At 62.1% G+C, this 20,928-nt stretch carries 16 protein-coding genes; 7 read left to right on the top strand and 9 right to left on the bottom strand.

Going from position 1 to position 20,928, the window contains the following annotated elements; translation table 11 throughout:
- Positions 1-492 precede the first annotated feature (492 nt).
- The 7 genes from AC1MDC_RS11110 to AC1MDC_RS11080 all read left to right on the top strand — a co-directional run bounded on the left by AC1MDC_RS11110 (position 493) and on the right by AC1MDC_RS11080 (position 10,384).
- Positions 493-1,653 carry an efflux RND transporter periplasmic adaptor subunit gene (locus tag AC1MDC_RS11110; protein ID WP_480393001.1) on the top strand — a complete coding sequence of 387 codons (1,161 nt, stop codon included), beginning with the start codon at positions 493-495 and terminating at the stop codon, positions 1,651-1,653.
- Positions 1,650-4,751: a multidrug efflux RND transporter permease subunit gene (locus AC1MDC_RS11105; RefSeq protein ID WP_480393000.1), complete on the top strand. Its 3,102-nt coding sequence runs from the start codon at positions 1,650-1,652 to the stop codon at positions 4,749-4,751. The genes AC1MDC_RS11110 and AC1MDC_RS11105 overlap by 4 nt, the downstream gene beginning before the upstream one ends.
- Before the next feature lie 8 nt (positions 4,752-4,759).
- Positions 4,760-5,437 carry a heavy metal response regulator transcription factor gene (locus AC1MDC_RS11100; protein WP_227233495.1) on the top strand — a complete coding sequence of 226 codons (678 nt, stop codon included), beginning with the start codon at positions 4,760-4,762 and terminating at the stop codon, positions 5,435-5,437.
- Positions 5,427-6,791: a heavy metal sensor histidine kinase gene (locus AC1MDC_RS11095; RefSeq protein WP_085700826.1), complete on the top strand. Its 1,365-nt coding sequence runs from the start codon at positions 5,427-5,429 to the stop codon at positions 6,789-6,791. Before AC1MDC_RS11100 ends, AC1MDC_RS11095 begins: the two co-directional genes overlap by 11 nt.
- A gap of 243 nt (positions 6,792-7,034) precedes the next feature.
- Complete coding sequence (locus AC1MDC_RS11090) at positions 7,035-7,259, top strand: hypothetical protein (protein ID WP_085700827.1); 225 nt, start codon at positions 7,035-7,037, stop codon at positions 7,257-7,259.
- Positions 7,260-7,452: 193 nt separating this feature from the next.
- Positions 7,453-8,766, top strand: a complete 1,314-nt coding sequence (locus AC1MDC_RS11085; protein WP_480392999.1) for an OprD family porin — start codon at positions 7,453-7,455, stop codon at positions 8,764-8,766.
- 112 nt (positions 8,767-8,878) lie between these two features.
- Positions 8,879-10,384 carry a sensor domain-containing diguanylate cyclase gene (locus AC1MDC_RS11080; protein ID WP_480392998.1) on the top strand — a complete coding sequence of 502 codons (1,506 nt, stop codon included), beginning with the start codon at positions 8,879-8,881 and terminating at the stop codon, positions 10,382-10,384.
- Positions 10,385-10,445: 61 nt separating this feature from the next.
- Here AC1MDC_RS11080 and lpxC read toward each other — a convergent pair whose 3' ends face one another.
- From lpxC to murD, 9 genes are all read right to left on the bottom strand, one after another.
- On the bottom strand, positions 10,446-11,357 hold the full coding sequence (lpxC, locus tag AC1MDC_RS11075; RefSeq protein ID WP_007956752.1) for a UDP-3-O-acyl-N-acetylglucosamine deacetylase: 912 nt from the start codon (positions 11,355-11,357) through the stop codon (positions 10,446-10,448).
- Between the two features lie 112 nt (positions 11,358-11,469).
- The gene (gene ftsZ, locus AC1MDC_RS11070) at positions 11,470-12,666 is read right to left on the bottom strand and encodes a cell division protein FtsZ (protein WP_085700830.1); all 1,197 of its coding nucleotides are present in this window, start codon (positions 12,664-12,666) and stop codon (positions 11,470-11,472) included.
- 68 nt (positions 12,667-12,734) lie between these two features.
- A complete protein-coding gene (ftsA, locus tag AC1MDC_RS11065; RefSeq protein ID WP_085700831.1) occupies positions 12,735-13,994 on the bottom strand; it encodes a cell division protein FtsA in 1,260 nt (419 codons plus the stop codon).
- Positions 13,995-14,009: 15 nt separating this feature from the next.
- Positions 14,010-14,876 (bottom strand): cell division protein FtsQ/DivIB, encoded by an 867-nt coding sequence (locus AC1MDC_RS11060; RefSeq protein ID WP_085700832.1) that lies wholly within the window; start codon positions 14,874-14,876, stop codon positions 14,010-14,012.
- Positions 14,877-14,880: 4 nt separating this feature from the next.
- Complete coding sequence (locus tag AC1MDC_RS11055; RefSeq protein ID WP_085700833.1) at positions 14,881-15,855, bottom strand: D-alanine--D-alanine ligase; 975 nt, start codon at positions 15,853-15,855, stop codon at positions 14,881-14,883.
- Positions 15,852-17,312: a UDP-N-acetylmuramate--L-alanine ligase gene (murC, locus tag AC1MDC_RS11050; RefSeq protein WP_085700834.1), complete on the bottom strand. Its 1,461-nt coding sequence runs from the start codon at positions 17,310-17,312 to the stop codon at positions 15,852-15,854. The genes AC1MDC_RS11055 and murC overlap by 4 nt, the downstream gene beginning before the upstream one ends.
- Positions 17,305-18,375 carry an undecaprenyldiphospho-muramoylpentapeptide beta-N-acetylglucosaminyltransferase gene (murG, locus tag AC1MDC_RS11045; protein WP_480392997.1) on the bottom strand — a complete coding sequence of 357 codons (1,071 nt, stop codon included), beginning with the start codon at positions 18,373-18,375 and terminating at the stop codon, positions 17,305-17,307. The genes murC and murG overlap by 8 nt, the downstream gene beginning before the upstream one ends.
- Positions 18,365-19,582: a putative lipid II flippase FtsW gene (gene ftsW, locus AC1MDC_RS11040; RefSeq protein WP_085700836.1), complete on the bottom strand. Its 1,218-nt coding sequence runs from the start codon at positions 19,580-19,582 to the stop codon at positions 18,365-18,367. The genes murG and ftsW overlap by 11 nt, the downstream gene beginning before the upstream one ends.
- The gene (gene murD / locus AC1MDC_RS11035; RefSeq protein ID WP_085701783.1) at positions 19,579-20,925 is read right to left on the bottom strand and encodes a UDP-N-acetylmuramoyl-L-alanine--D-glutamate ligase; all 1,347 of its coding nucleotides are present in this window, start codon (positions 20,923-20,925) and stop codon (positions 19,579-19,581) included. The genes ftsW and murD overlap by 4 nt, the downstream gene beginning before the upstream one ends.
- Between the last annotated feature and the right edge of the window lie 3 nt (positions 20,926-20,928).

The following is a 20,928-nucleotide window of genomic DNA, read 5'->3' as shown; positions in this document are numbered from 1 at the left end:
TTTCTGCTTTCTGCTTTCTGCTTCTAACCACTCAACACAATGAGCGTTAGCTCGAGTACCGCTTTTGACGTGCCGGCCCCATCGGAAGGCTGAGTGGAGGGATTTATCCGGGGGTGGGAGCGCAGCGACCGTGCGGCGCAGCCGCATGCATCGAGAGGAGGTGCAGCGAAGCAAACCGTAGGCGATGCCCCCGGATGAATCCCGGAACGAAGGAACGCCGAGCCACAGCGAGGCGCCGAACGCAGGGGCCAAGCCTTTTGGTTCCTTTTTGGCGTTTGAAAAAGGGACTCGCCGTAAGGGCGAAACCGCCAGCCGCAACACCCGAAGAAACGGATATACACCCAAACCCAAAACAGCATGGTCGGCCCAAAGGCCGCCAAGTCAAAAGCCGAAACTGACAGCGCCGTCAGTTAGCCGTCACCCTCCTGACCCGCAAACAAGTTTATAAAGACAAAACCTGCCCAAACCCCGTCCCCCTGGCGCCCCACAAGCATGCAAATCCAGAAGAAAAAGGCCCTGCTCGCCACCCTGCTGATCGCCCTTGCAGCCGCCGGCCTGTGGTATGCGGTAAAACCCGCCCCGGCCAAACTGGCCGCCCCCACCGCCATCCCGGTGCGGGTCGTCGCCGTCAGCGAAAAAGACGTCCCCCGCTACACCAGCGGCATCGGCTCGGTCCTCTCGCTGCACAGCGTGGTGGTGCGCCCACAGATCGACGGCATCCTCACCAAGCTGTTGGTCAAGGAAGGCCAGCTGGTAAAACAGGGCGACCTGCTCGCCACCATCGACGACCGCTCGATCCGCGCCAGCCTCGACCAGGCCCGGGCGCAACTGGGCGAAAGCCAGGCGCAACTGCAAGTCGCTCTGGTCAACCTCAAGCGCTACAAACTGCTGAGCGTCGACGACGGCGTATCGAAGCAGACCTACGACCAGCAACAGGCACTGGTCAACCAGCTCAAGGCCACCGCCCAGGGCAATCAGGCTTCGATTGACGCGGCTCAGGTACAACTTTCCTACACCCAGATTCGCTCCCCGGTCACCGGCCGCGTCGGGATTCGCACGGTCGACGAAGGCAATTTCCTGCGCATGACCGACACCCAGGGTCTGTTCACCGTGACCCAGATCGACCCGATCGCCGTCGAGTTTTCCCTGCCCCAGCAAATGCTGCCGACCCTGCAAGGCTTGATCAGCGATCCGCAGCGCGCTCAGGTCAAGGCGTACATCGGCGCCGACACCGACGGCGAAACCGGCAACCTGCTGGGCGAAGGTCACCTGACGCTGATCGACAACCAGATCAACGCCAACACCGGCACCATCCGCGCCAAGGCCGAATTCGACAACCCGGACCAGAAGCTCTGGCCCGGCCTGCTGGTGACGGTAAAGATTCAGACAGCGCTGGATAAAGATGCGCTGGTGGTCCCGCCCACCGTCGTACAACGCGGCCTCGATCAACATTTCGTGTACCGGGTCAACGGCGACAAGGTTGAAGCCGTGCAAGTGCAGATGGTCTATCAGGGCAGCGGCCAGGACATCATCAAGGGCGTGAAACCCGGCGACGTATTGGTCAGTGATGGCCAGTCGCGGCTCAAGCCCGGCTCGACCGTGCAGGTCATGAGCGAACCGCCGCAGGTGGTGCAAGCGGAGACCCAGCCATGAAGCAGCACAAAGGCGTTTCGACCTGGTGCATCGATCATCCGGTGGCGACGATTCTGCTGACCATCGCGCTGGTACTGGTCGGAGTGATTGCCTTCCCGCGCCTGCCGGTCGCCCCGTTGCCGGAAGCGGAATTTCCGACGATTCAAGTTTCCGCACAGTTGCCCGGCGCCAGTCCGGACACCATGGCCTCGTCCGTGGCCACGCCGCTGGAGGTGCAATTCAGCGCCATCCCCGGCATGACCCAGATGACCTCCAGCAGTGCGCTGGGCTCCACTCTGCTGACCCTGCAATTCACCCTCGACAAGAGCATCGACACCGCCGCCCAGGAAGTGCAGGCCGCAATCAACACCGCCGCCGGCAAACTGCCAAAAGACATGCCGACCCTGCCGACCTGGAGGAAGGTCAACCCGGCCGACAGCCCGGTGCTGATCCTCAGCGTCAGCTCCACGCAAATGCCCGGCACCGAACTCAGTGACCTGGTGGAAACCCTCCTTGCGCGTCAGATCAGTCAGGTCGACGGCGTAGGCCAAATCAACATCACCGGCCAGCAACGTCCGGCGATTCGCGTACAGGCCTCGGCGGACAAACTGGCGGCCATCGGCCTGACCCTCGCCGATATTCGCGTGGCGATCCAGCAGACCAGCCTCAACCTCGCCAAAGGTGCGCTGTACGGCAAGTCGAGCATTTCCACGCTGTCGACCAACGACCAGTTGTTCCACCCCGAGGAATACAGTCAGCTCATCGTTTCCTACAAGGACGGCGCCCCGGTTCACCTCAAGGATGTCGCCAAAGTCGTCAACGGTCCGGAAGATGCCTACGTGCAAGCGTGGGCTGGCGATCAGCCGGGCGTGAACCTGGTGATCTTCCGCCAGCCCGGCGCCAACATCGTCGAAACGGTGGACCGGATTCAGGCCGCCCTGCCCGGCCTCGAAGCCATGCTGCCAGCCTCGGTGCAGGTCAAAACCCTGATTGACCGTACCCAGACCATCCGCGCCTCGCTGCATGAAGTGGAAATCACTTTGCTGATCGCGATCCTGCTGGTGGTGGCGGTGATGGCACTGTTCCTGCGTCAGCTGTCGGCGACGATGATCGTTTCGGCGGTACTCGGCGTGTCGCTGACCGCCAGTTTCGCCCTGATGTACTTGCTCGGTTTCAGCCTGAACAACCTGACGCTGGTGGCCATCGTCGTGGCGGTAGGTTTCGTGGTCGACGATGCGATCGTGGTGGTGGAAAACATTCACCGCCACCTCGAGGCCGGCGACAGCATGCGCGACGCCGCAATCAAGGGCGCCGGCGAGATCGGTTTCACCGTGGTCTCGATCAGTTTCTCGCTGGTGGCGGCGTTCATTCCGCTGCTGTTCATGGGTGGCGTGGTCGGGCGGTTGTTCAAGGAATTTGCCCTGACGGCCACCTCGACCATCCTGATTTCCGTGGTGGTGTCGCTGACCCTGGCGCCAACCCTCGCCGCGCTGTTCATGCGCAAACCGGTGCATCACGCCCATGACAGACCGGGCTTCAGCGAACGCCTGCTCGGCTGGTACGAGAAGGGCCTGCGCCGCGCCCTCGCCCACCAGAAACTGATGATCGGCGTGTTCGGCCTTTCCGTCGCACTGGCGATTGGCGGCTACGTGTTTATCCCCAAAGGGTTCTTCCCGGTGCAGGACACCGGCTTCGTCCTCGGTACCACCGAAGCTGCAGCCGATATCTCCTACAGCGACATGGTGAAAAAACACCTGGCGATGGCCGAAATCGTCGCTGCCGATCCGGCCGTCCAGGCGTTTTCCCACTCGGTGGGCGTATCCGGCAGCAACCAGACCATCGCCAACGGGCGCTTCTGGATTGCGCTGAAAAAACGCGGCGACCGAGATGTTTCAGCCAGCCAGTTCATCGACCGCATTCGTCCGCAACTGATGAAAGTCCCCGGCATCGTGCTTTACCTGCGCGCCGGCCAGGACATCAACCTCAGCTCCGGCCCGAGCCGTGCTCAGTATCAATACGTGCTCAAGAGCAACGACGGGCCGACCCTCGCCACCTGGACCCAGAAACTCACCGAAAAGCTGCGCAGCATTCCGGCGTTCCGTGACATTTCCAACGACCTGCAACTGGGCGGCAGCATCACCCACATCAGCATCGACCGCAGCGCCGCCGCGCGTTTCGGCCTGACGGCGAGTGATGTCGATGAAGCGCTGTACGACGCCTTCGGCCAGCGGCAGATCAACGAATTCCAGACTCAGGTCAACCAGTACAACGTGATCCTGGAGCTGGACACCAAGCAGCGCGGCAAGGCCGAAAGCCTCAACTATTTCTACCTGCGCTCACCGCTGAGCGGAGAAATGGTGCCGCTGTCGGCGCTGGCCCGCTTCGACGCGCCGACTATCGGCCCGCTGTCCATCGCCCACGACGGCATGTTCCCGGCCGCCAACCTGTCGTTCAACCTGGCGCCCGGTGTGGCACTGGGCGATGCAGTGATTCTGCTCAATCAGGCCAAAGCCGAAATCGGCATGCCGACCGCAATCAGCGGCAACTTCCAGGGCGCGGCCCAAGCGTTCCAGAGTTCGCTGAAAAGTCAGCCGTGGCTGATTCTCGCGGCGCTGGTGGCGGTGTACATCATCCTGGGCGTGCTCTACGAGAGCTTCGTCCATCCGCTGACGATCATCTCGACCCTGCCGGCGGCGGGTCTGGGCGCGGTGATCATGCTGTGGATCTGCGGTCAGGACTTTTCGATCATGGCGCTGATCGGGCTGGTGCTGCTGATCGGTATCGTCAAGAAGAACGGCATCCTGATGATCGACTTCGCCCTTGAGGCGCAGCGTCATCGCGGGCTGTCGCCGCAGGATGCGATTTTCGAAGCGTGTATCACGCGGTTCCGGCCGATCATCATGACCACCCTCGCCGCGCTGCTTGGCGCCCTGCCGCTGATGCTCGGCTACGGCACCGGCGCCGAACTGCGCCAGCCGCTGGGGATCGCGGTGGTGGGCGGCTTGCTGGTCAGCCAGATGCTGACGCTGTTCACCACGCCGGTCATATACTTGTGGCTTGAGCGGCTGTTCCACAAGCCCAAACCTGCGCCCGTCGCGGCGCTGGCAACGACAGACTGAGGCGGGTCATGCGCGTTCTGATTATCGAAGACGAAGAGAAAACCGCGGACTACCTGCACCGCGGCCTGACGGAACAGGGTTATACCGTGGATCTGGCCCGCGACGGCATCGAGGGCCTGCACCTGGCGCTGGAAAGCGACTACGCGGTGATCGTCCTCGACGTGATGCTGCCGGGCCTCGACGGTTTCGGCGTGCTGCGCGCATTGCGTGCGCGCAAGCAGACACCGGTGATCATGCTCACCGCCCGCGAGCGGGTCGAGGACCGGATCAGGGGCCTGCGCGACGGCGCCGACGATTACCTCGGCAAACCGTTTTCCTTCCTCGAACTGGTGGCGCGCCTGCAAGCGCTGACCCGCCGCAGCGGTGGCCATGAACCGGTGCAAGTGAGCATCGCCGACCTGTGGATCGACCTGATCAGCCGCAAGGCCACCCGCGCCGGTACCCGGCTGGATCTGACGGCGAAAGAGTTTTCGCTGCTCAGTGTGCTGGCCCGGCGTCAGGGCGAAATACTGTCGAAAACCGCGATTGCGGAAATGGTCTGGGACATCAATTTCGACAGCGACGCCAACGTCGTCGAAGTCGCGATCAAGCGCCTGCGGGCCAAGCTCGACGGGCCGTTCGAGGAGAAATTGCTGCACACGATCCGCGGCATGGGTTATGTGCTGGAGAGCCGCGGTGTCCAGTAACTCGATAGCGCTGCGCCTGAGCGGGATGTTCACGCTGGTGGCGCTGCTGGTCTTCCTGTTGATTGGCGGCGCGCTGTATCAACAAGTGGACAAGGGCCTCGGCCTGCTGCCGGAAGCGGAACTGGATGCGCGTTACAGCGTGCTCGAATCCGCGCTCAACCGCTATGGCACTCCCGAGCATTGGGTAAAGATCAATGCCAAGCTCAAGCTGCTCGGCGAAGAAGACAAGCGCATCCATTTCTGGGTGGTCAGCGGCAATCCGGGGTACGAATTCGGCGAGCCGGATGCCTTGATCCGTGCGTTCGCCCAAGGTGCGCCGGGCATGCGCGACCTGCAACTGCCCAACCATCCTTACCCGCTGAAAGTGCTGCTGACCGAACTGCCGGCCAAGGATCAGCGCCCGCCGCTGCGCTTCATGATCGGCATCGACACCGAGACCCTTCACCAGACCCAGCATCAGTTGCTGATCGCGCTGATCAGTCTGGCGGTGATCGGCGTGCTGCTGGCCTCGGCATTGGGTTACTGGGTGGCGCGAATCGGCCTCAAACCGCTGATCAAACTGTCCCATGAAGCCCAACGTCTGGCGCCGCCGTTGCGGGCCGGGCGCCTGCGCATGTCGCCATTGCCGCCGGAACTGGAGCAGTTCGTCGACTCGTTCAACTCAACGCTGGAGCGGGTTGAACAAGCCTATTCGCGGCTTGAATCCTTCAACGCCGACGTCGCCCATGAACTGCGCTCGCCGTTGACCAACCTGATCGGCCAGACCCAGGTCGCGCTGACTCGCGGGCGCTCTGCCGAGCATTATTTCGAAGTGCTGCAATCCAACCTCGAAGAGCTGGAACGCCTGCGCTCGATCATCAACGACATGCTGTTTCTGGCCAGCGCCGATCAGGGCAGCAAGGCCACCAAACTGACCTCGACTTCACTGGCCGATGAAGTGGCGACCACCCTCGAATACCTCGACTTCATCCTCGAAGATGCGCAGGTTCAGGTTCGGGTGAGCGGCGATGCGCAGGTGCAGATCGAGATCGCTCATCTGCGCCGGGCCTTGATCAATCTGCTGAGCAACGCGGTGCAACACACCGCGCCCGGACAGGTGATCGAAGTGCAGATCGCGGTCGAGGAACATCAGGTCAGCATCGGCGTGGCCAACCCCGGCTCGCCGATTGCCAGCGAGCATTTACCGCGCTTGTTCGAGCGTTTCTACCGGGTCGATGCATCGCGCACCAACAGCGGCAACAATCACGGGTTGGGGCTGGCGATCGTCAAGGCGATTGCGTTGATGCATGGCGGCGACGTGTTTGTGCGCAGTGATCGCGGGATCAATACTTTCGGGATTCACTTACCGGTCTGACCCCACCCCTCATCGTTCCCACGCTCTGCGTGGGAATGCCGCCCGGGACGCTCCGCGTTCCATTCCAAAGTCGAACACAGAGCTTCCATTAAGGTGTTCCCACGCCGAGCCCAGTAATGTTCACCTGTTGATCTTTGCTTGTGCTGTAACAGTCATTTATGAAAATCACGCTGTTTCCCAACGCCCGGCAACCTTATCTTTGCCCGCACCAAACAGCACTTGCCAAGCAAGAAGGTTTTCAAGATGTCCAACAGTATGGGTATTGCCAGCGCTTTCGTTTTGTCCTCATTGATCCTGTCGCCGATGGCGATGGCTGAAGAATCGCAGTCGTTCGCAGCGCACAATGCAGCTCGCGCTCAAGCGTATGAACAGCATCAGGCAGAAATGATGGCCAAGGCCAAGGACGCCACGCAAGCCCCGCAGGCCGGCCTTTCCCAAGCGCAGTCCGACTCCGGATCCGACAGCTGAGGCGCGCACCGCTCCGTTTCCCTCGACGCGGTTGTTTGGCTCTTCCCGTTCAACCGTCGTCCTTCCAGGCCGCTGATTTTCAGCGGCCTTTTTTCGTTGTGGTGTGAAAGCTGTCTGGTGCGTCTTTAACAACTGAAACATCCCGCACCTCAAGACATTGAAGTGTCAGTTGACCCAAGGAGCTTTACCGCACGTGCGTTACCCAGTTCGCTTTACCCCGCTTTTCATTGCAATTGCCGCAACGATTGTCCCCGCCGCCCATGCTGCCGAAGCCGAGAAACAGGGTTTCATCGAAGGCGCGAGTCTCAACCTCAACGCGCGCAACTACTACATGAATCGCAACCGTCTGCAGCAGACGGATGACAACATCGAGTGGGGCCAGGGTTTGCTCGGCAAATTCGAGTCGGGTTACACCGAGGGCACGGTCGGCTTCGGCATTGATGCCCACGCCATGCTCGGTCTGAAACTCGACGGCGGTGGCGGCACCGATAACTCCAGCATCCTGCCCGTCAGCGACGGCAACGGCAAAGCGCCGGGCTCGTTCTCCACGGCGGGCGGTACGCTGAAAATGCGTGCGTTCGATACCGAACTGAAGGCCGGTGACCTGTTCCTCGCCAATCCGGTGATCGCCGGTGGCGAGACGCGCATGCTGCCGCAGACTTTTCGTGGCCTCAGCCTGACCAACCACAGCTTCGACGGCTGGATGATCGAAGGCGGCCAGGCCAGTTTCACCAAACCCTACAACCAGAGTGGCCACAAACGCATCGGCACTTCTTACGGCACCCTCGCCGACGGCGACAAGAGCCGACACCTGAACTGGGCCGGCGTGGCCTGGAGCGGTGAAGGCCTGACCAGCAGTCTGTACGCCTCCGAGTTGAAGGACATCTGGAACCAGTACTACTACGACCTCGACTACACCTGGGCGCTGAACGATCGGGTGACCCTCAACCCGGGCCTGCACTTCTATCACACGCAGGACACCGGCGACGCGCTGCTGGGCAACATCGACAACAACACCTACAGCCTGCATTTCACCGTGGGTATCGGCAATCACAGCGTCACCGCCGCGTACCAGCGGGTCAACGGCAACACGCCGTTCGATTACATCAGCCAGGGCGACAGCGTTTACCTCGACAACTCGCAGCAGTACTCGGACTTCAACGGACCGAACGAGCGCTCGTGGAAACTCAAGTACGCCTACGATTTCGCAGGACTCGGCTTGCCAGGCCTGACCTCTTCGTTGTCCTACTCCCGCGGCACGCTGGACCTGACCAAGGTCGATCCGCAGAGCAAGGGTTACGCCTCGTGGTACAGCGCCGATGGCCGCAACGCCAAACACTGGGAGCGCGATATCGACCTCAAGTACGTGGTGCAGAGCGGTCAGGCCAAAGACCTCGCAGTGCGCCTGCAATGGGCGACCAACCGTGGCGGCAACGGTTACGGTGCGCTGGATACGGACACGGATGAATACCGTGTGATCATCGACTACCCGATCAACGTCTTCTAAGATCGGCGCTACAGTTGAGAGGCCGGCCTTATGCGCTGGCCTTTTTCTTGCGTGTGCGGCAGCGACGTTTGTACAACTACGCTTATAAGACTCCTCAACCGACAACCCAACCATGATCGCGAGCCGTACCCCACCTGCTGCGGGCAAGACCGGACGTCCCGAGCTGCTGCTGATCCTCGGCAGCCTGCTGAGCGTGATCGCGATTGTGTGTATCGTCACGTTCCTGCTGATCCGCGAACACGCCAACGCTCAGGAATCGGCCACCCGCAGCGCCACTACCATTGCCCAGTTGATCGACGCCGATGTGCTGCGCACCGTCGAGTTGTATGACCTGACGTTGCAAGGACTGATCGCCGCCGCCCAGCGTGACGACTTGAAAGACGTGTCGCCGCAGATCCGCCATCTGGCGCTGTTCGATCGCTCCACCACAGCGCGTTTCAAGGGCGACATTCTGCTGCTCGACAAGCATGGCGAGGTCATCGCCGACTCCTCGCGGGTCGAACCGCTACCGGGCAATTTCGCCGACCGCGATTACTTCCTGGCCCACGCCTTCAACCGCGACGCCGGCATGTTCATCAGCCGCCCGTTCAAGCCCCGTTGCGATTGCGACGACGCCAACCAGTGGCGCATCAGTTTCAGCCGGCGGATTTCCTCGGACACCGGCGATTTCCTGGGCGTGGCCGTGGCGTCGATGAAACTCGACTACTTCGATCAGCTGTTCAACAGCCTCGATATCGGCATCGACAGCACCCTGAACATCATCAACAACGACGGCATCCTGCTGGCGCAAAAGCCTTACCTGCAAAGTGATTCGATCGGCAAGAGCTTCGCCACCCGGCCCAATGTGGTGCGGATCCTGCGCGACAGCAGCGGCAGCGGCAGTTTCAACAGCATTTCGAGCATGGATTATCAGCAACGGCTGTACACCTATTCGCGGGTCGGCAATCTGCCGCTGACGGTGATCGTTGCCCTGTCCAGCGAAGAAGTATTCGGCGCGTGGCGACGCACGGCGATCCTGATCAGCGGCGCCACCGGCGTGCTGTGTGCCGGCCTGCTGTGGCTGACCTGGCTGCTGGCCCGGGAGCTGCGCCTGCGCCAGCGGGCCGAACGGGAACTGGCGCAATTGGCGGCGACCGATGCCCTGACCGGGGTCGCCAACCGGCGGATGCTCGATCAGTCGCTGCGCCACGAATGGTTCCGCGCCCAGCGCTCGGGCAAGCCGCTGTCATTGCTGATGATCGACGCGGACCACTTCAAGGCCTTCAACGACCGACACGGGCACCAGGCCGGGGATCAGGCGTTGCGTGAACTGGCCAGGGTAATCACCTCCAATGTGCGGCGTCCGGCGGATCTGGTGGCGCGGTATGGCGGTGAGGAGTTTTCGGTGATTCTCGCAGAGACCGACAGCCTGGGAGCACAACAGATCGCCGAGCACATTCGCGCGGCGGTGGAACAACTGCCGGGCGTGAATCAAGACCAGTCACCGATGACCGTGAGCATCGGCATCAGCACCTGGACAGCCACCAGCGAGATCAGCCTGGAGCAGCTGTTGTTCGCAGCGGACAAGGCGCTGTATCAAGCCAAGGAAGGTGGGCGAAACCGGGTAGTCATGGCCTGAGAGCAGGCATAAAAAAAGGCCACCCAAAGGTGGCCTTCAAAAAACTAGAGAGGTTTTTTACTTACACCGCCGCAACCGGGCGCATGTAAGAGATTGGTGCAGTGCTGGCGTCTTCGAACGTCACGACTTCCCAGGCATCTTTCTGCTCAATCAATTTGCGCAGCAGCTGGTTGTTCAGTGCGTGGCCGGACTTGAAGCCCTTGAACTCACCAATCAGGCTGTTGCCCAGCAGGTACAGGTCGCCAATCGCATCGAGGATCTTGTGCTTCACGAATTCGTCTTCATAGCGAAGGCCGTCTTCGTTCAGTACGCCATCGGCATCGACCACGATCGCGTTTTCCACGCTGCCGCCGAGTGCGAGGTTGTGCTTGCGCAGGTACTCGATGTCACTCATGAAACCGAAAGTACGGGCGCGGCTGACTTCTTTTACGAACGAAGTGCTGGAAAAGTCCACGCTTGCACTTTGGGTGCGGTCCCGGAAAACCGGGTGATCGAAATCGATCTCGAAGCTCACCTTGAACCCTTCGAAAGGGACGAAAGTGGCGCGCTTGTCGCCGTCTTCCACTGTCACTTCACGCAGGATGCGGATGAATTTCTTGGCGGCGTCCTGTTCTTCCAGGCCAGCCGATTGAATCAGGAATACGAAAGGTCCTGCGCTGCCATCCATGATCGGGACTTCAGACGCGGAGAGCTCGACGTAGGCGTTATCGATGCCCAGGCCAGCCATGGCCGAGAGCAGGTGCTCCACCGTGTCTACCTTCACGTCACCGTTGACCAGCGTCGTCGACATGGTTGTCTCGCCGACGTTGGCCGCGCGAGCCGGTATCTCGACAACCGGATCGAGATCGGCACGACGAAAGACGATCCCGGTGTCGACAGGTGCAGGCTTGAGGGTCAGGTAAACCTTCTCCCCGGAGTGCAGACCTACACCGGTGGCACGGATAATATTTTTCAGTGTGCGTTGTTTAATCATGGCATGGGCCGCTTCAGCGCAAATTGCGAACTGGTATCAACAAAGGCTGGCGATGATAGCAGACCGAGCCTTTGCTGAACACCAATCACCTGAATACCCCTGATACATTTCATCAATCGGCCTGACGACGCAGGAAAGCCGGGATGTCCAGGTAGTCCAGGTCATCTTGCGGATTCATCTTCGCGGCAGTCGCAGCACCGGCCTGAGCCTGGTTGCGCATGACGGTCGGACGGTCCAGGTCACGGTAGTTCACCGCTGGCTGTTCCTGACGAGCGGGTGCCGGTTGCTGCACTGGAGCAGCCGCCATCGAGGTGTGAACGGTGTTGTCGATGACCTTCACAGGCTTCTCGATTTTCGCGCCCAGACCGGTAGCAACCACGGTCACGTGCAGTTCATCGCGCATGTCCGGATCGATCACGGTACCGACCTTGACCATGGCGTGCTCGGAAGCGAAGGCTTCGATGATCGAACCCACGTCGGAGTACTCACCCAGAGACAGGTCAGGACCGGCAGTGATGTTCACCAGAATGCCGCGTGCGCCTTGCAGGTTCACGTCTTCCAGCAGCGGGTTGCGGATGGCCGCTTCGGTCGCTTCACGTGCACGGTTCGGACCGCTGGCGCAGCCAGTGCCCATCATCGCCATGCCCATTTCGCTCATCACGGTGCGCACGTCGGCGAAGTCGACGTTGATCATGCCCGGACGCTTGATGATGTCGGAGATACCGCGAACGGCGCCGGCCAGTACATCGTCAGCCTTGGCGAAAGCCGACAGCAGGCTTGCGTCTTTACCGAGAATGGTCAGCAGTTTTTCGTTCGGAATGGTGATCAGCGAGTCGACGCTTTCCGAGAGCATGCGGATGCCTTCGTCGGCGATCTGCATACGCTTGCGACCTTCGAACGGGAACGGACGGGTCACGACCGCAACGGTCAGGATGCCCATTTCCTTGGCCACTTCGGCGATGATCGGCGCAGCACCGGTACCGGTACCGCCGCCCATGCCGGTGGTGATGAACACCATGTTGGTGCCGGCCAGCACTTCAGCAATGCGCTCGCGATCTTCCAGCGCAGCCTGACGGCCGACTTCCGGGTTGGCGCCGGCGCCCAGGCCTTTGGTCACGCCGGTGCCCAGTTGCAGAATGGTGCGCGCGCCGATGTTTTTCAGCGCTTGAGCATCGGTGTTGGCGCAGATGAATTCCACGCCTTCGATGTTGCTCTTGACCATGTGGTTGACAGCGTTGCCGCCGCCACCGCCAACACCGATAACTTTGATTACCGGGCTTGCGGGGATGTTGTCTACGAGTTCGAACATTTTCCCTCTCCTTACATTCTCTAGTTTTTTCGCCTACTGCTGATTTGTTGCGGTGCTGCGGTAAAGCGTCAGAAGTTGCCTTGAACCCACTTCTTCAAACGGTCCAGCAACGGCGCCTGCGGCTCATCGCTGCTGTAGCTGTCGCGGTTGCCGATGCCCGAGAACGAGATCCCGTCGGACTGCTTCTGCAGGCCGTACATCAACAAGCCAACGCCAGTGGAATAAATCGGGTTGCGTACCACGTCATCCAGCCCCTTCACGCCGTGCGGCACGCCCAGGCGGACCGGCATGTGGAAGATTTCTTCGGCCAGTTCGGTAGCGCCTTCCATCTTCGAGGTACCACCGGTCAGCACGATGCCGGCCGGGATCAGGTCTTCGTAGCCGCTGCGGCGCAGCTCGGCCTGGATCAGGGTGAACAGTTCGTCGTAACGCGGCTCGACCACTTCGGCCAGGGCCTGACGCGACAGTTCGCGCGGCGGACGGTCGCCGACGCTCGGCACCTTGATGGTCTCGCCGGCACCGGCCAGTTTGGCCAGGGCGCAGGCGTAACGGATCTTGATTTCTTCGGCGTACTGGGTCGGAGTGCGCAACGCCATGGCGATGTCGTTGGTCACCTGGTCGCCCGCGATCGGGATCACCGCCGTGTGGCGGATGGCGCCTTCGGTGAAGATCGCGATGTCGGTGGTGCCGCCGCCGATGTCGACCAGGCAAACGCCCAGCTCTTTTTCGTCGTCGGTCAGGACCGAGTAGGCCGAGGCCAGTTGCTCAAGAATGATGTCGTCGATTTCCAGACCGCAGCGACGCACGCATTTTTCAATGTTCTGTGCAGCGTTGACGGCGCAGGTGACCACGTGAACCTTGGCTTCCAGACGCACGCCGGACATGCCCAGCGGCTCGCGCACGCCTTCCTGGTTATCGATCACGTAATCCTGCGGCAGGGTGTGCAACACACGCTGGTCAGCCGGGATCGCCACGGCCTGGGCGGCGTCGAGTACGCGCTCCAGGTCAGCGGAGCTGACTTCGCGGTCGCGGATCGCGACGATGCCGTGGGAGTTCAGGCTGCGGATGTGATTGCCTGCCACGCCGACGAACGCCGAGTGAATGCGGCAGCCCGCCATCAACTGGGCTTCCTCGATCGCGCGCTGGATCGACTGCACGGTGGACTCGATGTTGACCACCACGCCTTTTTTCAGGCCGCGGGACGGATGGGTGCCGATCCCGACGATATCGAGCGTGCCGTCGTCCGCAACCTCGCCGACCAGCGCCACCACCTTGGAGGTGCCGATATCGAGACCGACGATCATTTTGCCGCTTTGCACGTTTGCCATGGGTCCTGCCTCTTCTTAATTCTTTGCGACAGCGGGTTGGGCTGTCGTCGGCGCTACTGGTTCCCGCCAGCCAACAGCGAGGCCGTTGGCGTAGCGCAGATCGATGCGCGCAATGTTCGTAATCTGGTCTTTAAGCGTCTTGTCGTAGATGGCAATGAAGCGGCGCATCCTTTCCACCAGGTTGCCGCGTCCCAGCAGCAGTTCGATCCCGGGACCGGAACTGCCGGCACCGGTGGTCAGGAACCAGCTGCCACGTTCACGCAGCTCGAGCCGCGCAATCGAGAAGCCCAATGGCCGGAGCATCTGGCTCAGTACCTGGTATTGCTGCATCACTTGCTGCTGGGCCCGCTGCGGGCCGAACAGCTGCGGCAGGTGTTCGTAGTTCGCCAGTTCCTTGGGCGTGAACGCCTGGCCCTGGTTGTTGAGCAACGACTCGTCGCCCCAGCGGGCCACCGGCAGTTGCTCTTCGAGGCGGATCACCACCTGATCCGGCCAGACCCGACGTACTTCGGCGTGGGCGATCCACGGCATCTGCTCAAGCTCGGTGCGCATGCTCGCCAGGTCGATGGTGAAGAAGCTCGACGCCACGTACGGGGCGATCCGCTGCTGCACCGCTTGCTGGCTGATGTAACTCAGGTCGCCCTGCACGGCGATCTTGGTGATCGGCCGGTCGGCGTACGGCAACAAACGCTGCGCGCCTTCGTAAGTACCGAACCCCAGGGCCACCAGCAGCACCGGCCAGAACAGACTTTTCAAGAAGCCGAAGTTGGCTTTCGGCAGGCGCGCGGACATCGGCTCTTTGGCCACCATTCGGCTGGCACCCCGCGGCACCGGCTTGCGGCCGGGTGCGGGTGGCTGATGTCTGAGATGTGCGCCTTGCATGGTCTTAACCTCGCGCCTCTTTCTTGCCATCGGCATCGACACTGGCGGCCAGAATGGCCAGGACCAGTTGCTGGAAATCCAGACCGGCCGCTTTCGCCGCCATCGGTACCAGGCTGTGATCGGTCATGCCGGGAGCGGTGTTGACTTCCAGAAACCAGAATTTGCCGTCGGCGTCCTGCATCACGTCCGCCCGGCCCCAGCCGGCGATGCCCAGCGCCTCGCAGGCTTGCGCCGTGAGGTCCATGAGTTCCTTTTCCTTGGCGGCATCGAGCCCGCACGGAATCCGATACTGGGTATCGTTGGCGATGTACTTGGCGTCGTAGTCGTAGAACGTGTGTGGCGTGCCCAGCGCGATAGGCGGCAACACCTGGTCACGCAGGGTGGCGATGGTGAACTCGGGACCGTGGATCCATTGCTCGACCAACACTTGCGAATCGTAGGTACTGGCCGCTTTCCATGCGTCGATCAACTCGGACGCAGAACTCACTTTGGCCATCCCGATACTTGAACCTTCATGCGCCGGTTTGACGATCAAAGGGAAGCCCAGTTCCGTCGCTGCCGAAATACAATCGGCCTCGCTGCGCAGCACGGCGTGACGCGGCGTCGGAATCCCGAGCGTGTGCCAGACCTGCTTGGTGCGCAATTTGTCCATCGCCAGCGCCGAAGCCAGGATGCCGCTGCCGGTGTACGGAATGCCGGCCACTTCGAGCAGACCCTGCATGCTGCCGTCTTCACCGCCGCGACCGTGGAGGATGATGAACGCGCGGTCGATCTTCTCGCTCAGCAGGCGCTGCAGAATGTCGGCACCGACGTCGATGCCGAACGCGTCCACACCGGCGCTTTGCAACGCAGAGAGCACCGCGTTGCCGGACTTCAGCGAGACCTCACGCTCGGCGCTCAGGCCACCGTACAGCACGGCCACCCGGCCGAAATCCTTCGGGGCGATGGTGGAAAACAGATTGGCGTAGGCAGCAGTCATTTCAACTTCCCCTCGACCGGTGCCGCCACGGCACCGGCGAACAACTCGCTTTTCAACAGTTTTGGTGCAAGGCCACCGATATCACCGGCGCCCTGGCACAGCAGGATGTCGCCGGCACGCAGCAGCGGCTTGACCAGCGGTGCCAGGTCGACGCCGCGCTCGATGTAGATCGGGTCAAGCTGGCCGCGCTGACGGATGCTGTTGCACAGCTTGCGGCTGTCGGCACCCGGGATCGGCTCTTCGCCGGCCGGATAGACTTCCATCAGCAACAACACGTTGGCATCGGCCAGCACATTCACGAAGTCGTCGTACAGATCGCGGGTGCGGCTGTAGCGGTGCGGCTGGTAAACCATCACCAGCCGGCGCTCAGGCCAGCCACCGCGCACGGCCTTGATGACTGCCGCGACTTCGGTCGGGTGGTGACCGTAGTCGTCGACCAGCATCACCTTGCCGCCGTCCACCGGCAGTTCGCCGTAGACCTGGAAACGCCGGCCAACACCCTGGAACCCGGACAGGCCCTGGACGATGGCTTCATCGCTGACGCCTTCGTCGGTGGCGATGCAGATGGTTGCCAGTGCGTTGAGTACGTTGTGGTTGCCCGGCATGTTCACGGACACATCCAGCGGCTCACGCTCGGGGCGCAGTACGGTGAAGAAGGTCTGCATGCCCTGCTGGCGAACATTGATGGCGCGCACGTCGGCTTCTTCGCTGAAGCCGTAGGTGACGACCGGACGTTTGACCTGCGGCAGGATTTCACGCACCACCGGATCGTCCAGGCACACCACTGCCAGACCGTAGAACGGCAGGTTGTGCAAAAACTCAACGAAGGTTTTCTTCAGCTTGTTGAAGTCACCGTCGTAGGTCGCCATGTGGTCGGCGTCGATGTTGGTGACCACGGCCACCAGCGGTTGCAGGTGCAGGAAGCTTGCGTCGCTCTCATCGGCTTCGGCGATCAGGTAACGGCTGGTGCCGAGCTGGGCATTGGTGCCCGCGGCGTTCAGACGGCCACCGATGACGAACGTCGGATCCAGGCCACCGGCCGCGAACACCGAAGCGATCAGGCTGGTGGTGGTGGTCTTGCCGTGAGTACCGGCGACGGCGATGCCGTGGCGGTAGCGCATCAGTTCGGCGAGCATTTCGGCACGCGGAACCACCGGGATGCGGCGTTCCAGAGCGGTCGCCACTTCCGGGTTGGACGTGTTGACGGCGCTCGACACCACCAGCACATCGGCGGCAGCGGCGTTCTCGGCACGATGGCCGATAAAGATCTGCGCACCGAAGGATTCCAGGCGCTCGGTCACCGGCGAAGCTTTAAGGTCCGAACCGGATACTTCATAGCCCAGGTTCAGCAGCACTTCGGCGATGCCGCACATGCCCACGCCGCCGATCCCGACGAAGTGGATGCGACGGATGCGGCGCATTTCCGGTTGCGGCATGGCTTTCTGATTCTCAACCATGGGCCACCTCCAGACAGGTATCCACCACGCTGCGGGTGGCTTCGGGTTTTGCCAGACGGCGGGCCGCTTGGGCCATTTGTTCGAGTCGTTGCGGTTGCATCAAGACCTCTGTCAGGCGCGCGGCAAGGTCCGCGGCGCCAGTCGTTCTTTGCGGCATCAGGAAGGCAGCGCCTTCGCGGGCCAAATAATCGGCGTTGCGGGTCTGGTGATCGTCGATCGCGTGGGGCAAAGGCACCAGCATCGAGGGCAGACCGGCGGCGGCCAGTTCGCTGATGGTCAATGCGCCGGCGCGGCACACCACCAGGTCAGCCCAGCCATAGGCCTGGGCCATGTCTTTGATGAACGGCTGCACCTGCGCATCCACGCCGGCGGCGCGGTAGCGCTCTGCAGTCACTTCATCGTGGTTTCTGCCCGCCTGATGGAACACTTCCGGACGCAAGTCGGCAGCGACTTGTGCCAGGGCTTCAGGCAGCAACTTGTTCAACGGCTCTGCGCCCAGGCTTCCGCCCAGGATCAGCAAACGCGCCTTGCGTCCGGCCAGGGCCGGGCGCGGTGTTTCGAGGAACAGCTCGTTGCGCACCGGATTACCGGTGGTACGGCGGCTGTCCGACAGGGTAAAGGTGTCGGGGAAGGCTTCACACACCCGGGCGGCGAACGGCACCAGCAACCGATTGGCGGTCCCCGCCACGGCGTTCTGCTCATGAACGATCACCGGCACGCCGGCCAGTTTGGCGGCGATACCGCCGGGGCCGGTCACATAGCCGCCGAATCCGACCACGCACACCGGACGCAACCGGCGAATGATCGCCCGCGCCTGCCATACCGATTTCAGCAACATGAACGGTGCCTTGAGCAACGACAGCTTGCCCTTGCCGCGCAGGCCGGTAGCGTTGATGCGGTGCAATTCAAGACCCGCCGCCGGCACCAGATCGTTTTCGATTCCGCGCGGCGTGCCGAGCCAGTGCACGGTGTAGCCGCGCGCCTGGAATTCACGGGCACAGGCCAGCGCCGGGAACACGTGGCCACCGGTGCCGCCAGCCATGATCAAAACGTTAGCGCCCATGGTTCGGCTCCTCGGCGAAGTCGCTCTCATGGAACTCCATCTCTTCACTGCCCAGGTGGGTCCGACTCTCCCACTCGATCCTCAACAACAAGCCAAGGCAGGCGCAGCAGATCACCAGGGAACTGCCGCCATAGCTGAGGAACGGCAAGGTCAGGCCCTTGGTCGGCAGCAGGCCGACGTTCACGCCGATGTTGATCAGGAACTGGCCGATCCACAGGAAGGACAGCCCATAGGCAACGTAAGCGGCAAAGAACTGTTTGGCTTTCTCGGCCCACAGACCGATGTACATGCCGCGAATACACACGAACACGAACAGCGCCACAGTGCACAGCGAACCCACGGCGCCGAGCTCTTCGGCCAGAACCGAGAACACGAAGTCGGTGTGTGCTTCCGGCAGGTAGAACTGCTTCTGCACGCTGTTGCCCAGGCCTACGCCCAGCCATTCACCGCGACCGAACGCGATCAAGGCTTGCGACAACTGATAACCGGCGCCGAACTGGTCGGCCCACGGGTCGGCGAAGTTGGTCAGACGCGCCATCCGGTACGGTTGCATCTGAATCAGCAACACCACCGCCGCCACGGCCAGCACCACCATCAGCGAGAACCGGAACAGCCCGACCCCGCCGAGGAACAGCATCGCCGCCGCGGCGCCCATCATCACGACGGTGGCACCGAAGTCCGGCTCCATCAGCAACAGGCCGGCCATCGGCAGCAGCACGATGAACGGCTTGAAGAAGCCCATCCAGCTCTCGCGCACTTCTTTCTGGCGACGCACCAGATAACCGGCGAGGTAGATCACCACGAACACCTTGGCGATCTCGGACGGCTGGACGTTGAAGAAGCTGAAACCGATCCAGCGCATCGAACCGTTCACCTCACGACCGATCCCCGGGATGATCACCATCACCAGCAGACCGAACGCACCGATCAGCATCATCCAGCCGAGGCGCTGCCAGGTGGCGATCGGGATCATCATCGTGACGACGCAGGCCCCCAGGCCCAGCACCACGTAAATCAGGTGACGAATCATGTAATACAGCGGGCTGCCCGACTGCACGGCGGCCACTTCGGTGGAAGCCGAGGCGATCATGATCAGGCCCAGGCCGAGCAACGCCAGGCAACCGGCGAGCATCGGGAAGTCGAGGTCGATCCCACGTCCGGTAATGAGCGGCGACGGGTATGGCTTGATGATGTTTCTCAAGCTCATGCCAGACCCTCCACGGCGCGGACGAACTGGTGACCACGGTCTTCGTAGTTCTTGAACATGTCGAAACTGGCGCAGGCCGGCGACAGCAGCACCACGTCACCCGGTTGGGCGGCGGCGCGGCATTTCTCGACGGCGTCGATCAGTGTGGTGGCGCGGATCAACGGCACGGCATCGCCAATGGCTTCGCCGATCTTGTCGGAGTCGCGCCCCATCAGGATCACGGCACGGCAATGGGCCGCCACCGGATCGCGCAGGTCCTTGAAGTCGGCACCCTTGCCGTCGCCACCGGCGATCAGCACGACCTTGCCGGTGATGTCCGCACCCAGGCCCTCGATGGCAGCCAGTGCGGCGCCCACGTTGGTGGCCTTCGAATCGTTGTAGTAACCGACGCCGTCCAGATCACGCACCCACTGGCAACGGTGTTCGAGACCGGCGAAGGTGCGCAGCGCTGCCAGCATGGCGTCGAACGGCAGCCCGACCGCGTGGCCGAGCGCCAGCGCCGCCAAGGCGTTGGACTGGTTGTGGGCACCGCGAATCTTCAATTCGCGCACCGGCATCAGGTTCTGGAATTCGAAGGCCAGGTATTTCTCGCCATTCTCTTCGCGCAGACCGAATGCCTTGAAATCGGGTTTGGTCAGGCCGAAGGTCCAGCACGGCTGGCCCTCGCCCATCAGCGGCCGGGTCAGGGCGTCCTGACGGTTGACCACGAACTGCTTCGCACCACGGAAGATCCGGTGCTTGGCCAGGTGATAGGCCGGCAGACCGCTGTAACGGTCCATGTGGTCTTCGCTGATGTTGAGCACGGTCGCTACTTCGGCGTTGAGCTGGTCGGTGGTTTCCAGCTGGAAACTCGACAGCTCCATCACGTACAGCTCGACGTCATCGCTGAGCAGATCCAGCGCCGGCGTACCGAGGTTGCCGCCCACAGCGACGCGTTTGCCGGCCGCAGCCGCCATCTCGCCGACCAGGGTGGTGACGGTGCTTTTGGCGTTGGAGCCGCTGATGGCCACGATCGGCGCCTTCGCGTTACGCGCGAACAGCTCGATGTCGCCTGACAGCTTCACGCCACGGGCCGCAGCGGCTTGCAGGGCCGGGGTCGCCAGCGCCAGGCCGGGGCTCACGTAGAGCTCGTCGGCACGGCACAGGAACTCGACGTCCAGCTCGCCACAACGCACTTCCACGTGCGGATAGTCACGCTGGAGCGTGGCCAGTTCCGGTGGATTTTCCCGCGTGTCGGCCACGGCAAACGCCACGCCCCGGTTCGCCAGGAAGCGAACCAGGGACATGCCGCTCTTGCCGAGGCCGACAACGATGCGGAAGTGGTCAGAAGCGATCAGAGACACTCG

Source organism: Pseudomonas sp. 1 (assembly GCF_056626735.1).
This window is presented reverse-complemented; position numbering and strand designations above follow the sequence as displayed.

Bases quoted from the DNA above. Each gene is read 5' to 3' on its own strand.
- AC1MDC_RS11110 (WP_480393001.1), top strand. From the start codon at position 493: ATGCAAATCCAGAAGAAAAAGGCCCTGCTCGCCACCCTGCTGATCGCC.
- AC1MDC_RS11105 (WP_480393000.1), top strand. From the start codon at position 1,650: ATGAAGCAGCACAAAGGCGTTTCGACCTGGTGCATCGATCATCCGGTG.
- AC1MDC_RS11100 (WP_227233495.1), top strand. From the start codon at position 4,760: ATGCGCGTTCTGATTATCGAAGACGAAGAGAAAACCGCGGACTACCTG.
- AC1MDC_RS11090 (WP_085700827.1), top strand. From the start codon at position 7,035: ATGTCCAACAGTATGGGTATTGCCAGCGCTTTCGTTTTGTCCTCATTG.
- AC1MDC_RS11080 (WP_480392998.1), top strand. From the start codon at position 8,879: ATGATCGCGAGCCGTACCCCACCTGCTGCGGGCAAGACCGGACGTCCC.
- lpxC (WP_007956752.1), bottom strand. From the start codon at position 11,357: ATGATTAAACAACGCACACTGAAAAATATTATCCGTGCCACCGGTGTA.
- ftsZ (WP_085700830.1), bottom strand. From the start codon at position 12,666: ATGTTCGAACTCGTAGACAACATCCCCGCAAGCCCGGTAATCAAAGTT.
- ftsA (WP_085700831.1), bottom strand. From the start codon at position 13,994: ATGGCAAACGTGCAAAGCGGCAAAATGATCGTCGGTCTCGATATCGGC.
- AC1MDC_RS11060 (WP_085700832.1), bottom strand. From the start codon at position 14,876: ATGCAAGGCGCACATCTCAGACATCAGCCACCCGCACCCGGCCGCAAG.
- AC1MDC_RS11055 (WP_085700833.1), bottom strand. From the start codon at position 15,855: ATGACTGCTGCCTACGCCAATCTGTTTTCCACCATCGCCCCGAAGGAT.
- murC (WP_085700834.1), bottom strand. From the start codon at position 17,312: ATGGTTGAGAATCAGAAAGCCATGCCGCAACCGGAAATGCGCCGCATC.
- murG (WP_480392997.1), bottom strand. From the start codon at position 18,375: ATGGGCGCTAACGTTTTGATCATGGCTGGCGGCACCGGTGGCCACGTG.
- ftsW (WP_085700836.1), bottom strand. From the start codon at position 19,582: ATGAGCTTGAGAAACATCATCAAGCCATACCCGTCGCCGCTCATTACC.